At 70.6% G+C, this 13,539-nt stretch carries 15 protein-coding genes; 8 read left to right on the top strand and 7 right to left on the bottom strand.

Annotated elements, in window-relative coordinates; translation table 11 throughout:
• Positions 1–13: 13 nt before the first annotated feature.
• A complete protein-coding gene (locus Q0Z44_RS06845; RefSeq protein ID WP_298011385.1) occupies positions 14–1,234 on the top strand; it encodes a CorA family divalent cation transporter in 1,221 nt (406 codons plus the stop codon).
• On the opposite strand, the gene Q0Z44_RS06850 is transcribed toward Q0Z44_RS06845, so the two are convergent.
• The 3 genes from Q0Z44_RS06850 to tsaB are packed head-to-tail and all read right to left on the bottom strand — an operon-like array spanning position 1,235 to position 3,350.
• Complete coding sequence (locus Q0Z44_RS06850) at positions 1,235–2,095, bottom strand: uracil-DNA glycosylase (RefSeq protein WP_298011386.1); 861 nt, start codon at positions 2,093–2,095, stop codon at positions 1,235–1,237.
• Positions 2,082–2,585, bottom strand: a complete 504-nt coding sequence (gene rimI, locus Q0Z44_RS06855; protein ID WP_298011387.1) for a ribosomal protein S18-alanine N-acetyltransferase — start codon at positions 2,583–2,585, stop codon at positions 2,082–2,084. The genes Q0Z44_RS06850 and rimI overlap by 14 nt, the downstream gene beginning before the upstream one ends.
• Positions 2,586–3,350, bottom strand: coding sequence for a tRNA (adenosine(37)-N6)-threonylcarbamoyltransferase complex dimerization subunit type 1 TsaB (gene tsaB / locus Q0Z44_RS06860; RefSeq protein ID WP_298011388.1), 765 nt, complete (start codon positions 3,348–3,350; stop codon positions 2,586–2,588).
• A 41-nt stretch (positions 3,351–3,391) separates the two neighbouring features.
• On the opposite strand from tsaB, the gene Q0Z44_RS06865 reads away from it, so the two are divergent.
• Together Q0Z44_RS06865 and Q0Z44_RS06870 are read left to right on the top strand one after the other, a co-directional pair.
• The gene (locus Q0Z44_RS06865; protein WP_298011389.1) at positions 3,392–4,969 is read left to right on the top strand and encodes a D-alanyl-D-alanine carboxypeptidase; all 1,578 of its coding nucleotides are present in this window, start codon (positions 3,392–3,394) and stop codon (positions 4,967–4,969) included.
• 67 nt (positions 4,970–5,036) lie between these two features.
• Positions 5,037–5,369, top strand: coding sequence for a SemiSWEET transporter (locus Q0Z44_RS06870; RefSeq protein WP_298011390.1), 333 nt, complete (start codon positions 5,037–5,039; stop codon positions 5,367–5,369).
• 42 nt (positions 5,370–5,411) lie between these two features.
• Here the strand turns inward: Q0Z44_RS06870 and Q0Z44_RS06875 are convergent, their stop codons facing one another.
• From Q0Z44_RS06875 to purE, 4 genes are all read right to left on the bottom strand, one after another.
• Positions 5,412–6,542 carry an SGNH/GDSL hydrolase family protein gene (locus tag Q0Z44_RS06875; protein WP_298011391.1) on the bottom strand — a complete coding sequence of 377 codons (1,131 nt, stop codon included), beginning with the start codon at positions 6,540–6,542 and terminating at the stop codon, positions 5,412–5,414.
• A 94-nt stretch (positions 6,543–6,636) separates the two neighbouring features.
• On the bottom strand, positions 6,637–7,692 hold the full coding sequence (locus Q0Z44_RS06880) for an L-threonylcarbamoyladenylate synthase (RefSeq protein ID WP_298011392.1): 1,056 nt from the start codon (positions 7,690–7,692) through the stop codon (positions 6,637–6,639).
• 35 nt (positions 7,693–7,727) lie between these two features.
• Positions 7,728–8,903 carry a 5-(carboxyamino)imidazole ribonucleotide synthase gene (locus tag Q0Z44_RS06885; RefSeq protein ID WP_298011393.1) on the bottom strand — a complete coding sequence of 392 codons (1,176 nt, stop codon included), beginning with the start codon at positions 8,901–8,903 and terminating at the stop codon, positions 7,728–7,730.
• Entirely contained in the window at positions 8,900–9,424 is a 525-nt protein-coding gene (gene purE / locus Q0Z44_RS06890) for a 5-(carboxyamino)imidazole ribonucleotide mutase (RefSeq protein ID WP_298011394.1), read from the bottom strand. Before purE ends, Q0Z44_RS06885 begins: the two co-directional genes overlap by 4 nt.
• Before the next feature lie 84 nt (positions 9,425–9,508).
• On the opposite strand from purE, the gene Q0Z44_RS06895 reads away from it, so the two are divergent.
• The 5 genes from Q0Z44_RS06895 (at position 9,509) to Q0Z44_RS06915 (ending at position 13,528) form a co-directional block, all read left to right on the top strand.
• The gene (locus Q0Z44_RS06895; RefSeq protein WP_298011395.1) at positions 9,509–10,495 is read left to right on the top strand and encodes a tetratricopeptide repeat protein; all 987 of its coding nucleotides are present in this window, start codon (positions 9,509–9,511) and stop codon (positions 10,493–10,495) included.
• A 255-nt stretch (positions 10,496–10,750) separates the two neighbouring features.
• Positions 10,751–11,365 carry a GspH/FimT family pseudopilin gene (locus Q0Z44_RS06900; protein ID WP_298011396.1) on the top strand — a complete coding sequence of 205 codons (615 nt, stop codon included), beginning with the start codon at positions 10,751–10,753 and terminating at the stop codon, positions 11,363–11,365.
• Positions 11,362–11,775, top strand: coding sequence for a pilus assembly protein PilV (locus Q0Z44_RS06905; protein WP_298011397.1), 414 nt, complete (start codon positions 11,362–11,364; stop codon positions 11,773–11,775). The genes Q0Z44_RS06900 and Q0Z44_RS06905 overlap by 4 nt, the downstream gene beginning before the upstream one ends.
• Positions 11,772–12,896, top strand: a complete 1,125-nt coding sequence (locus Q0Z44_RS06910) for a PilW family protein (RefSeq protein ID WP_298011398.1) — start codon at positions 11,772–11,774, stop codon at positions 12,894–12,896. The genes Q0Z44_RS06905 and Q0Z44_RS06910 overlap by 4 nt, the downstream gene beginning before the upstream one ends.
• Positions 12,893–13,528, top strand: coding sequence for a pilus assembly protein PilX (locus Q0Z44_RS06915; RefSeq protein WP_298011399.1), 636 nt, complete (start codon positions 12,893–12,895; stop codon positions 13,526–13,528). Before Q0Z44_RS06910 ends, Q0Z44_RS06915 begins: the two co-directional genes overlap by 4 nt.
• Positions 13,529–13,539 lie beyond the last annotated feature (11 nt).

A 13,539-nucleotide genomic window follows, 5' to 3' on the forward strand; every position in this document is an offset into this window, starting at 1 on the left:
TGGCGGAGACCGTGTGCGCTTCTTTCTGATCAACGACCAGTTCACTGAGCTGCCGGGCTGGCCGGCCTCACTGCCGTCCCACGGCTTTCTGTGGGTGACCTCTGCGCGGCGCGTCTTCGAGGTGCAGCTGGCCGAGGTGCAGCGCCACTTGCAGCGCCTGGCCGGAGGCAGCCTGGTGGACCTGCACGTCTCGGACCTGCTGAACCCCCAGTTGCCCTCGCAGTACGACTACACCTCGTGGTACGACCTGCTGGTGTTCCGCCGGTTGGCTGCGGGCCAGGGCACGGCCCACCTCTTTCTGGACGACGAGCGCGGCACGGCGTCGAGCGCGCGCAAGGCGCTGGCGGCCATCGACACGAGCCCCGTGGGCTTTGCGGTGTTCGATCGGGTGCTGCTGACCGTGCACCCGGCCGACTGCTCGGTGCGCGACTTCTTCGAGACCCGCCTGAGCCAGCTCAGCCAGGGCCCGCAGGACGGTCAGGGCGCCCCGCGCCTGGAGCCACAGCTGGCGCAGGGCGCGGGCCACGGCGCCGACGACGACGGCCACCTCAGCGCCGACGCCGTGCTGCACGGCTTGAGCGAGAGCCTGCCCCACCGGACGGAAGGCCGCGGCCCGTCGCGGCTGCCGCCCAGCCCGGCGGACTTGATGTTGCGCATCGTCAACCACATGGTCGACAGCTACCTGGACCTGCGCCGCCTGCTGACCCGGCAGCTCGGCTACCTGCAGCAGGAGATGCTGCACAACCGCAACCGCTTCCGCAACTGGCAGGCGCTGCTCGAATCGCGCAACACCCTGCACATGCTGGAGGACACCTGCGAAGACCAGCGCAGCGCGGTACAGGAATGGCTGGATGCGCTGGAAGACGTGCCCATGCCGCAAGACCCGCAGGCCGCCCGCGAACGCGAGGTGCTGCGCGTGCGTTCACGCGATGTGCAGGAGCACATCGAGCGCGTGCTGAGTCATGTGCGCCGGCTGGAGAGCTCGTCGGAAAGCGCGGTGCAGATGCACTTCTCGCTCCAGGGCAGCCGAGCCAACGAAATCATGCGCACACTGACGGTGCTGACGGCCATCTTCCTGCCCCTCAACCTGATCACCGGCATCTTCGGCATGAACTTCGACATGCTGCCGTTGATCCACGAAGCGGCCGGTTTCTGGATCGCGATGGCGCTGATGGGGGTCGTCGTGGTCGGGCTGGTGTGGTGGTTCCGCCGCCAGCGCTACATCGACAGCTGATCAGCCTGCCTCAGCCCGCACCTCGCGGGCCAGGCACAGGTCGGCCCAGGCCAGCGCCTTGTCGGCCGGGTTGCGCAACAGGTAGGCCGGGTGGTAGGTGACCACCACCGGCACGCCCTGCACTGTGTGCACGCGCCCGCGCAGCTTGCCGATGGGCTCGCTGGTCTTGAGCAGCGACTGCACGGCAAAGCGGCCCATGGCCAGGACGACCTTGGGTTGCACCAGCGCCATCTGCCGCAGCAGATAGGGCTCGCACTGGCTCACTTCCTGAGGCTGCGGGTTGCGGTTGGCTGGCGGGCGGCACTTCAGCACGTTGGCGATGAAGACCTGACGGGCGGGCGCGTCTTCGCCGCGGGTCAGGTCGATGGCGTGCAGCATGCGGTCGAGCAGCTGGCCGGCGCGGCCGACGAAGGGCTCGCCTTCGCGGTCCTCCTGCTCGCCCGGGGCTTCGCCGACGATCATCCAGTCGGCCTGCTCATGACCCACGCCGAACACGGCCTGCTTGCGGCTGGCTCCCAGGCTGCAGGCATGGCAGCTGGCCACGGTGGTGCGCAGGGCGGCCCAGTCCATGGTGTCGACGCCGGCGGGGCGGGCGCCCAGCGGGGCCTCGATCGGGGCCGGCTTGTCGGCCATGGCGGGGGGGCGGCCGATCGGCGCGCGGGCGGGTGCGGCCGGGGTAGCGGCGACAGGGCGCTGCGGCACGGCGGGAGGCGCCACGGGGGCCCCTGCGGCAGCGACCGGCAACACCGGCGCGGCCGCCGACTCGGTGACAGTCTCGGCGGGCGCCTCCGCCTCTTCGGGCCAGAACGGCGGCACGCCCATCTCGCGCAGCATGGCGCGCTGTCGTTCAGTCCACCGCATGGGCTTCTCCAGGCCCGGCAGGCGTCAGCGCCAGCCGCATCACGATCGCATCCTCGCGCCCCTCGGGCGCCGGGTAATAGCCTTTGCGCCGCCCCACCTCGACAAAGCCGAGCCGTGCGTACAGCGTCTGCGCCGGCATGTTGCTGGGGCGGACTTCCAGCCACAGGGACTCGGCGCCCTGCTGGACGCAGCGTGCGGTCAGCACGTCGAGCAACGCACGGGCCAAGCCCCGGCCCTGCCAGGCGCGGTCGACCGCGACGTTGAGCAGGTGCACCTCATCCGGGCCGTCCATCGCCACACAGACGGCCACCACCCGCCCGCTGTCCGCATCACAGCGCACGCGGGCCCAGTAGCCTGCTCGCAGCGACGAGCGATAGTTGTCGGCCGTCCAGGCGTGCGAGGGATGCAGGCAGGCCTGGGCCTCCATGGCCACGACGGACGCGATGTCGGCGTCCGTCAGCGGGCGGTCTACATACCGGGGCGGCACCACTCAGCCCCCCTGCCCGGCCGGATGACGGGCGGCGGCGCGTTCGGCCGTGGTCTGGGCGACCTTGTCGCGCACGTAGGTGGGCAGGGCCAGTGCGGCATCGACAGTGTCACCGCGAGCCCATGCGCGCCGTGACAGCGAGGCCAACGCCTGGCCCGAAGGGCGGGCCTCGGCATCGGCCAGCCGACAGCGGCCTGTCGCCAGCACAGGCGCCAGCGCCTCGGCGCAAGCCGAGAGGGCGTTGCCCGCCAGACGCAGGTCGTCGGCCACAGCGCCCTCACCCCAGCGGCGTGCGGGCTCGGCCACGGGCCACAGGCGCGGGGGCTCGACGGTCTGCCATTCGCCATCGCGCCAGGCCAGGGCCGCCACATACAACTCGTCCATGCGGGCGTCCTGCAGCACCCACACGATGGCCCCCTCGGGCACGGCGTCGGGCTGACGCAGGCGGGCGTCTTCGGCCACCGCACGCAGGGTGTCGAGGGAGATCACGGGACACCCCAGGCCCAGGGCCAGGCCCTGCGTGACGGAGCACGCCGTGCGCAGGCCGGTGAAGGCGCCCGGGCCGGCCCCGAAGGCGATGGCATCGACATCCTGCCAGGTCAGCCCGCCCTCGGCGAGCAGGCTCTGCAGCGCAGGCAGCAGGTCGCGCGAGGCCTGGGCACCGCCCGGCAGCTGGCGCACCAGCGTGGCGTCAGGGGTGGCCAGGGCGGCGTGGATCAGGTCGGTGGCGGTGTCCAGTGCAATCAGGACGGCAGGGGACGCGGGCATGGCCGGGAGTGTAGCCACTGCGGCGCTCCTATGATGGCGACATGCCCGTCTCGTCTCTGATTCCGTGCCTGCTTGCCGGGGCTGTGGCCCTGATCGGACCCTGGACCGCCGCGCGGGCGGACGGCACGCCGGCCGCCCCGGCCCCGGACATGGCGACAGCCGCCTCTCCAGCCGGTCTGCCGGACAACGTGCGCCTGGCGCTGGCGCGTGCCGGTGTCCCGCTGGAGGCCGTGTCGGTCGGCGTGTGGCCGGCCGAGGGGGGGGCCGCTCGGGTGGCCCACCTTGACGGGGTCGTGCGGCAACCGGCATCGCTGATGAAGCTGTTCACGACCGGCGTGGCGCTGCAGCGCCTGGGGCCGGCGTGGACCTGGCGCACCGAAGTGGGCCTGGGCGGCCCGCTGCAGCCGGACGGCCGCCTTGCCGGCCCGCTGTACCTGCGGGGCCAGGGCGACCCGGCCCTGGTGCTGGAGCGCCTGGACGCCATGCTGGCGCGGTGGCGGGCCGCCGGGTTGAGGCAGGTGGACGGCGACATCGTGCTGGACCGCCAGGCCTTCGCACTGCCGCCGCACGATCCGGCCGCCTTCGACGGACAGGCGCTCAAGCCCTACAACGGCGGGCCGGACGCGTTGCTGCTCGCGCACCGGGCGGTGACCTTGCGCCTGCGACCCGATGCGGCGCGGCCCGGCTGGGCCCGCGTCGACGTGAGCCCCCCACTCGACGGCGTGCAGTTGCGGGCCGACGTGCCGCTGGGCGACGGCCCTTGCGGCGACTGGCGCCAGGCGATGGTGTTGGGCTTGGCCCCGTCGGCGGGCCTGGCGCAAGGGGGCGACGCCGCGCCATTGCCCGCCCCGGTGGGCTCAGCCCCATCGACACCGTGGACGGTGACCCTGCAAGGGCGCTACCCGGAGAGCTGCGGTGAGCGCGACTGGCCCGTGCTGTGGCCGGCCACCGACGACCACAGTGCCCGGCTGCTGGCATCTCGATGGCGGGCGGCGGGTGGCGCGCTGACGGGGCAGGTGCGCGCGGGGACGTGGCCCGCGGGACTGGCGGTGTGGCAGACCTGGGTGTCTCCGCCGCTGGGCGAGGTGGTGCGTGACATCAACAAGTTCAGCAACAACGTGATGGCGCGGCAGCTGTTTCTGACGCTGGGGCGTGCGCCGACGCCGGATGCACCGCCCGCCAGCCCGGACAGCGCCCGCCAGGTGGTGACGGAGGCGGTGCGCGGGGCCACGCGAGAGGCAGGACAGGACACCGGCCCGTGCGACGGCGAGGCCCTGGTGCTGGACAACGGCTCGGGCCTGTCACGGCAGGAGCGCAGCACCGCCGCGTGCCTGGGCCGCTGGCTGCAGCGGATGTGGGCGGCGCCCACGATGCCGGAGTTTCTGGCGTCGTTGCCGGTGGCTGGGCTGGACGGCACCGCGCGGCGGCTGCGCGGCGTGGCGGGCCAGGCCCACCTCAAGACCGGCTCTCTTGACGGGGTGGCGGGCATTGCCGGCGTGGTGAGCCGCGACGATGGTCGCAGGCTGGCCGTGGTCTTTCTGGTCAACCACGCACGCGCCGAAGCGGCACGCCCGGCGTTCGACGAACTGCTGCTGTGGGCGCGCGCCACAGCGCCATGAAAACTGGGAGAATCCGCGCCGGCCCGATCACCGACGGGCGCAGTCCTTCTAGCCCGGAACCCGCCCCGTGAACCTCGCCGCCCTCCTCGCCTTCGATCCGCATGTCATCGACTGGGTGGGCTCGGCGGCAGCCGTGCTGACCACCAGCGCCTTCGTGCCCCAGGCGTGGCTGACCTTCCGCACGCGGGATGTCAGCGGCATTTCCCTGGGCATGTACTCGGCCTTCACCGGCGGGGTGGCGCTGTGGCTGGTCTACGGCCTCGCGCTGGGTGCCTTGCCGATCGTGATTGCCAACATCATCACGCTGAGCCTGGCGCTGAGCATTCTGGGGATGAAGCTGGCCTATCGCTCGCGCGACGCTGGCGTGGCGGACAAGGTCGCCCCGCACCGCGAGCGCTGAGCGACCCTTCGCGCTCGGCTCCGAGGCCGAGCGCAGACCGCGTCAGAGCGGGTTGCGGTTGACGTTGCTGACGACCAGCGCAGCCAGACGGGCATGGGCCTGGGGCGCGAAGTGCGTGGCATCGGCCCACAGGTACACCGAAGACACGGTGCTGTTGACGACGCCCTGCGACGCGGTGGGATCGGCGTAGCTGGTGTTGCACAGCGGGGCCGCGGTGCCCCGCCCGCTGGCGCAGCCGACGTCGGTCGAGTTGCTGATGCCGTAGCTGCTGCGGGTGCGCGAATCGAACATCTGCTGGCTGAGGGTGTCGGTGCGGACCAGCGTGAGCTGGCGGCCGTCGAAATCGACCTCGGCCTGGTTGGTGACCCCGTCGTTGAAAGCGACGACCAGCTGAAGCAGCGCCTCACGCTCGGTCTCGGTGGCGGCCTGGCCCAGGGGGCTGAGCGACAGCAGCGGCAGCCGGACCAGCGCAATGCGGGCGCCGGTGGGCTTGATGTACTGCGCCATGGCGGTGGACAGGCTGACACCCAGTGCCTTCATCTCGCTGACCAGCGAGGCAAGGGACGACGGACTGGCCCTGTAGCGCGCGAAGGCGTCAAGCACATCGGGTTGGCCGGCCATCATCAGCACGAGGGTGCCGTTGTTGAGCAACGCCACGTTGTTCTGCATGGCGGTGATGACCTTCGCGACACCGGCATTGGTCTTTGCCGCCGCGGCGGACGTGGCGTCGAGCGCACCTGCCGAGGTGGTGGCCGTCACGACCGGGTCGAGGGCCAGCAGGTAGGCCTCACGCGTGGCACCGCTCACCGGACACTGGCTCGCATCGAACCCATAGGCCGCCGCCACCGTCTGCACCCACACGGCGTTGACCTGGCAGTTGTAGCCCATCTGGGTGGGGTCGTTGGTGGTGGTCGTGGTGCTGCCGCTGACATAGGCGTTGCCGGATGCGTCGAGGCTGACGGCATTGACCGTGTACTTCTTGCCCGCGCTGCTCACGAAGCTGTTGTCGTCGCCGAAGCTCACCACCCGAGCGGGCTTGAACTTCGATGCCTGCGAGCCCCCGCCACACGCCGTGACGGTCACCGCCAGCGCACAGGCGGCGGCCACCGCGCCCACGGCCTTCAGGGGCCGGCGCAGTGAGGAAGACGTCAGGGAAACGGGCAGGCGGAACATGGACTCTCCAGATACGGGTCGCGAGACTGAGGCGGCAAGAATAACCGCCTTCACACAGGCGGACGATGTCAGGACGTAAAGAGCCGGTGCGCGATCAGGCCGCGGCGCGACGCAGGCGGTCGCGGACACCGTCCCACGCGGCATCTTCGGGCGGGGTCTCGACCCAGATGAGCTCGACCCCCAGGGCGTCAAGCTCACGCAGGTCGGCAAACAGGTCGTGGGCGGCGGTGGCCGCGTCACCGGGCATGGATCGGTGCACCACGCCCTTGCTCGGCGCGCGGCGGGCCCACAGGCTGCGGGAATACACCGCCACCTTCGGCGGATGACCCGGTTCGCGCAGCGCAGCGGCCAGCAGTTCGGGCTCGAGCACGTCGAGCGCCGCGTCGAGCTGGGTGTCGGCCATCAGGCGCAGGCGGGCGCGCGGCGCGTAGTGCGACGCGAGCGTACCAGGGGCTTTCGGCGCGGCCGGGTCCGGCGCCTCGGGGCTGGACCACAGCACCGGCTGGCCCGCGGCGGCCTCGATCTCGGCCAGCGTGAGGCGGCCAGGGCGCAGCAGCACGGGCTGCTCACGCGAGCAGTCGACGATGGTGGACTCGATGCCCACCTCGCACGGCCCGCCGTCGAGCACCCAGACCTCGTCCAGGCCCTCGCCCGCATCCTGGAACTCGTCGACCACATGGGCCGCCTGCGTCGGGCTGATGCGACCGAAGCGGTTGGCGCTGGGGGCAGCCACACCCAGCACGTCAAGGTTGGCGCACGCCTCGAGCAGCTGCCGCGCCACCGGATGCGAAGGGCAGCGCAGGCCGATGGTGTCTTGCCCGCCGGCCGCAGCGGTGGCGACATCCGGGTCGCGCGGCACGATGACCGTCAGCGGCCCGGGCCAGAAGGCCGCGCACAGGCGCTGCGCCACCGGCGGAAATGCCGAGACGAAGTGGAGCGCCGCCGCGCCGTTGGGCACGTGCACGATCAGCGGGTGGTCGCTGGGCCGGCCCTTGGCCGCGAAGATGCGGGCCACGGCATCGGCGTCGTCGGCGCGGGCCCCCAGGCCATAGACGGTTTCGGTGGGCAGGGCCACCAGGCCGCCGGCCACGATGCGGCGGGCCGCCTGCTCGATGGCGTCGGGTTGGGTCGCGGGATCCAGCAGGCGCATGGTGGTGTGGGCGTTGAAGGCCAGGTCTGGCCGGGTCAGAACGGGGCGATGCCCAGGATGGCTGCGGCCTTCAGTGCCGTGTCACGGGCTGCTTCGGGTGTGGCCGCGGTGACGGTCAGGTGGCCCATCTTGCGGCCCTTGCGCGCCTCGGTCTTGCCGTACAGGTGCAGGTGCGTGCCGGACAGCGCCAGCACGGCGGCCCAGTCGGGCTCGACCTGCGCGGTGGCGCCGGCCGGGAACCACAGGTCGCCCAGCAGGTTGAGCATCAGGCAGGGGCTGTGCAGCACCGGTGCCACCAGCGGCAGGCCGGTCATGGCGCGCACCTGCAGCTCGAACTGCGACACGTCGCACGCGTCGATGGTGTGGTGACCCGAGTTGTGCGGGCGCGGGGCCATTTCGTTGGCGACGATGCGGCCGTCCTGCAGCACGAAAAACTCGATGCAGAGCACGCCCACGTAGTTCAGCGAGGCGGCGATCTTGTGGGCGGCATCGTAGGCCTGCTGCGACACGGCCTCGGTCACGTTGGGCGCGGGCACCGTGGTCACAGCCAGGATGCCGTCGCGGTGCAGGTTCTGCTGCAGCGGGAAGTGCACGACCTGGCCGTCGCGGCCACGCGCCACGATGACGCTGACCTCGTAGGCCAGCGGCAGCATCTTCTCGAGCACGCACTCGACCTGCTGGAGCTCGGCCCAGGCGGCTTCGAGCTCGGCGCGGGTCTTGACGCGCACCTGGCCCTTGCCGTCGTAGCCCAGGCGGGCGGTTTTCAGGATGCCGGGCAGCAGGTCGTCCGACACGGCGGCGAGTTGCTCGGGCGTGGCGATGATGGCGTGCGGCGCGCAGTCGACCCCGCAGCCGACGAAGTGGGCCTTCTCGCGGGCGCGGTCCTGGCAGACGGCCACGGCGGCACCAGCGGGCGCGACGGGGCGGGTCTCGGCCAGCTTGTCGAGCGCGGCGGCGGGCACGTTCTCGAACTCGGTGGTGATGGCCGCGGCCTCGCGGGCCAGGGCGGCCAGGCCGCTCTCGTCCAGATACGGCGTCTGGATGTGGGCGTGCGACACCAGGCCGGCCGGGCTGGTCGGGTCGGCATCGAGCACGGCGGTGCGGTAGCCCATGGCCTGGGCGGCATGCACGAACATGCGGCCCAGCTGGCCGCCACCCATCACGCCCAGGGTGGCGCCGGGCAGGATCACGTCGGAAGCGGCCTTGCTCATGCCTTGGGTTCCATGGTCAGGTCGGCCGTCATGGCGCGGGCCACTTCGGTCTGGCGGGCGCGGAAGGCGTCGAGCTTGGCGCGCAGCGCCGGGTCGGTGCCGGCCAGCATGGCCACGGCAAACAGCGCGGCGTTGCCCGCGCCGGCGGTGCCGATGGCGAAGGTGGCCACGGGGATACCCTTGGGCATCTGCACGATGGAATGAAGCGAGTCGACGCCCTGGAGGTGGCGCGACGGCACGGGCACGCCCAGCACCGGCACGGTCGTCTTGGCGGCCAGCATGCCCGGCAGGTGGGCCGCACCGCCCGCGCCCGCGATGATGGCGACCAGGCCGCGATCGGCCGCTGCTTCGGCATAGCGGAACATGTCATCCGGCATGCGGTGTGCGGAAACCACCTGCGCCTCGAACGGAATGCCGAACTCGGTCAGAATGTCGGCGGCGTGGCGCATGACATCCCAGTCGCTGCTGGACCCCATCACGACACCCACTTTCACCTGGCTTGCGCCCTTCGTTTCCGACACGGTTGGCTCCTCAAACGTCAAAGAACGAATTTTAGGCGCTGCCTCACCGAATCAGACGCCCCCAAAGGCGGCCTGCTGCACACCATGATCGACATCACCATCGAAAACTTCGAATCCGACCTGATTGCCACCTCGATGCAGGTGCCGGTCCTGCTCGACATCTGGGCCGAATGGTGCGGGCCGTGCAAGGCGCTGGGCCCGGTGCTCGAGAAGCTCGAACAGGAATACGCCGGCCGCTTCGTGCTGGCCAAGGTCAACGCCGACGAGCAGCCCGAGATCGCCGGGCAGCTCTCGCAGATGTTCGGCGTGCGCTCCATCCCGTTCTGCGTGATGTTTGTGGGCGGCCAGCCGGTGGACGGCTTCGTGGGCGCCCTGCCGCCCGAGCAGATCCGCAGCTTCCTGGACAAGCACGTGCCGTCCGAAGGCGCTGTCGAGTCGGCCGAGGAGACCGCAGAGGCCGAGCAGTTGCTGGCCGATGGCGCCGAGGACTCGGCCGAAACCCTGCTGCGCGACGCCCTGGACAAGGACCCTGCCAACGACGAGGCCCGCTTCGACCTGATCAAGCTGCTGCTGGGCGAGGGCCGCGTGGACGAGGCCCAGTCGGCCTTCGCGCCCATCGCTGCCCGGGCCACGGGCCCGGTGCCCGAAGCCCGCGTGCTGGCCTTCAGCCGCTGTGTCGAGGCTGCCCAGGCTGCGCGAGCCGGCCGCTCGCCCGCGGAACTGGACGCGGCCATCGCCGCCAACAAGCGTGACTTCGCCGCGCGCTTCGAGCTGGCGCAGATCTTCTGGGCCGCGGGGCAGCCCGAGCAGGCCATGGACGAGCTGCTGGAAATCATCATGCGCGACAAGGCGTGGAACGACGAACTGGCCCGCAAGACCTACGTCGCCATCCTCGAAGTGATGAGCAAGCCGGCGCCCAAGCCCACCCCGGCCCGCGCGACGCCGCCGGGCGCACCGGGGGCATCAGGGGCAGACAAGCCCAAGCTCGAGATCGCTGGCAAGGTGGAGGTGCAGGCCGCCGATCCGGTGATCGACGCCTATCGTCGCAAGCTCAGCATGGCGCTGTTTTAAGGGCCTGGGCGGCACCCCTCGATCGGGTGTCGCAACAGATTCCCATGGGTACCGGCAGGGCGGGATAGCGCGAACTTTCACACGGTTATCGCTTCTTTGCCTCCTCGCAAGCCATTTCAGAATCGCGTCAACAGCCGATGATCTGCGTTCACATGCCGTGAATGCAGCGCCGGGTCGCTGCGATCCTGAATGCGTTTGTCCGAGTCTGTCACCGCCAATCTCTGCCCTGCCAGCGCGCCTTGCGAGGGCGGCAGCTTGCTGCCCTCCAGCAGCCTGGGGCTGACGCTGATCGAGCTGATGGTGACCCTGGCGGTCGTGGCCATGCTGATGGCGGCCGTGGCGCCCACGCTGGGGGTGTGGGTCACCAACCAGAAGGTGCGCAACACGGCCACGTCCATCGTGGCGGGGCTGCAGTACGCTCGATCGGAAGCGGTGCGGCGCAATCGGCCAGTGACGTTCTGGCTGGTGCGCAGCGGCAGTGCCGCCCGCATGGACGACAACTGCGCCGTCGCCTCCGACAGTGCCTCATGGGTGGTGACGCTGGGTACCGCCTCGCCCGCGGGCAAGTGCGCGCAGGGCACCTCGTCGCTGCAGCTCAAGGCCAATCTGGCAGCGCAGGATGGTGGAGGTGGCGATGCGACGGTGGCGGTGACGGCCATCAACGCTGACAGCGGCGACAGCGCCACCCAGGTGACCTTCAACGGGTTCGGGCAGGTGACGAACGCCTCGCCCATCTCGCGCATCGACGTCACCGGCACCGCCGAAGGCGTCAACAAGTCCTGGCGGGTGGTGGTCTCGGGTGGCGGGCACAGCAAACTGTGTGACCCCACCGTGACGGCCACCACCGACACACGCGCGTGCGGCTCATGACGCCCGCCCGGCACCGCCACATCGGCGGCTTTCTGCTGATCGAATCGCTGATTGCCATCCTGATCTTCTCGGTCGGGATCCTGGGGCTGATCGGCCTGCAGGCCCGCATGACGAAGGCCCAGACCGAGGCCAAGGCCCGCGCCGATGCCGTGAACCTGGCTTCCGAACTGCGCGGGGTGATGTGGGTCGACATGGCGAACCTCGCGCAGTACGAGACCAGCGCCTGCGCCGCGCACGGCCCGTGCGCCAACTGGCTGGCCAAGCTGCAGGCCACGCTCCCGTCCGGCGCCGCCACCGTGACGCGCGACACCACGCGACCAGGCTGGGTGAGCATCTCTATCACCTGGCGCCTGCCCAACGGCCAGAACCACACCTACCAGACGGTGACCGTCATCCGGGGGGCGGCATGAAGCGCGCGCAGCGGGGCCTCAGCATCGTCGAGCTCATGGTGGGGGTGCTGATCGGCATGCTGACGGTGGTGGCCATCAGCCAGGTGCTGATGAACGCGGAAGGTCAGAAGCGCACGGCAACCAGCGGGGGCGATGCCCAGGTCAACGGCACGCTGGCGCTCTACGCGCTGCAGCGCGACGTAGAGATGGCCGGTTATGGGCTCACCGGCCAGCCCGCCGCGCTGGGCTGCGAAGTGAAGGGCCAGTACGGAAGCGGGACGGCAGCCAAGGTGCTTCCGGCGCTCCCGCTGGTGCCCGCCCGGATCACACCCGGCAGCGGCGCCACGCCCGACCAGATCACGGTGTGGCAGAGCAACAAGCCGAGCTATGCCGTGCCACTGCGGGTGGCCGAGGACCACGCCAAGACCGGCACGCGTTTCATCGTGCCGAGCACCTTCGGGGTGGCCGCAGGAGACCTGCTGCTGGCCGTGCCCGCCACGCCCTCGGCCACCGCCTGGTGCAGCGTGCTGGCCGTGGCGGCAGACAGCAGCACGGCACTGACAAGCACGCAGATTCCGCATCTGGCGGACCTGGGAGGGTGGAACGCGGTGGGCTCAGCCCTGTTGCCCCTCGCTGGCTACCCCGCCGGCAGCCACCTGATCAACCTCGGCAGCGGCCTGCCGCGCACCTACAGCATCAGTGCGGGCAAATCGCTCGTGGCGACCGATGTGCTGGCCACCAGTGGCGGCACCAGCGTTCAGACGATCGCACCGCAGATCGTGCAGCTCAAGGCGCTGTACGGCAAGGACACGGATGGCAACGGCACCATCGATGCCTTCAACGCCACGGCCCCGACCACCAACGCCGAATGGTTGCAGGTGATGGCACTGCGCGTGGCGGTGGTGGCGCAGAGCGCGCAGCTCGAGGCAGAGAAGGGGCAGCGCCGCGATGTGACACCGGCCATTGGCGTGGAGTGGGTGGTCGACGCTCTCACCGAAAACGCCGTGACCTGCAGCTTCGATGGCAACCAGAAGTGCCTGCGCATCAATGTCAGCGGTGTGGGCAGCGACTGGAAAAGCTACCGCTACAAGGTGTTCGACACCGTCGTGCCCCTGCGCAACATGTTGTGGACCCGCGGATGACGCATGCCCACCGCCGCCCCCTGCCGATGGCCGCCTCGCGCGGTTCTGCGCTGATCTTTGCGCTGATTGCGCTGGTGTCGATGAGCCTGGCCGCGCTGGCCCTGGTGCGCTCGGTGGACACGGGCACGGTGATCCTGGGCAATGTGGGCTTCAAGCGCGAAGCCACGGCCGCGGCCGATGAGGCAACCCGCCAGGCTATCGACTGGCTGCAGACAGCCGACGTGAGTGCCAACAATGCCGCTCAAGGCTATTACGCGACCACCGCCACCACGCTGGATGCGACCGGCTTTCAGCAGGCCGCCAACACACGCACGCTGATCGACTGGGACAGCGACAACTGCGGCTACGCCGACAGCGGCACCTATGCCGGCTGCGGGCAGCGCCCCCGGTCCGTGTCGGTCAGCGGCGTGACCGCGCATTACGTGATCCTCAGGCTGTGCGCTGATCTGGCCGCCACGCAGTGCAGCCGGCCGCTCAACGCGGTGGCCTCGGCCGACGGCAGCAAGGGCTCGCTGGATTACGCCAACCCCGGCGGGCCCGAGGTGAACACCGCCGTGTATTACCGGATCGTGGTGCGGGTGCAGGGGGCGCGGCAGTCGCAGTCCTTCACCGAAACCATCGTGCAACGTTGAGGAGCCCGACG

The sequence above is a fragment of the uncultured Aquabacterium sp. genome, from assembly GCF_947366995.1.
Lineage (GTDB): Bacteria > Pseudomonadota > Gammaproteobacteria > Burkholderiales > Burkholderiaceae_C > Aquabacterium.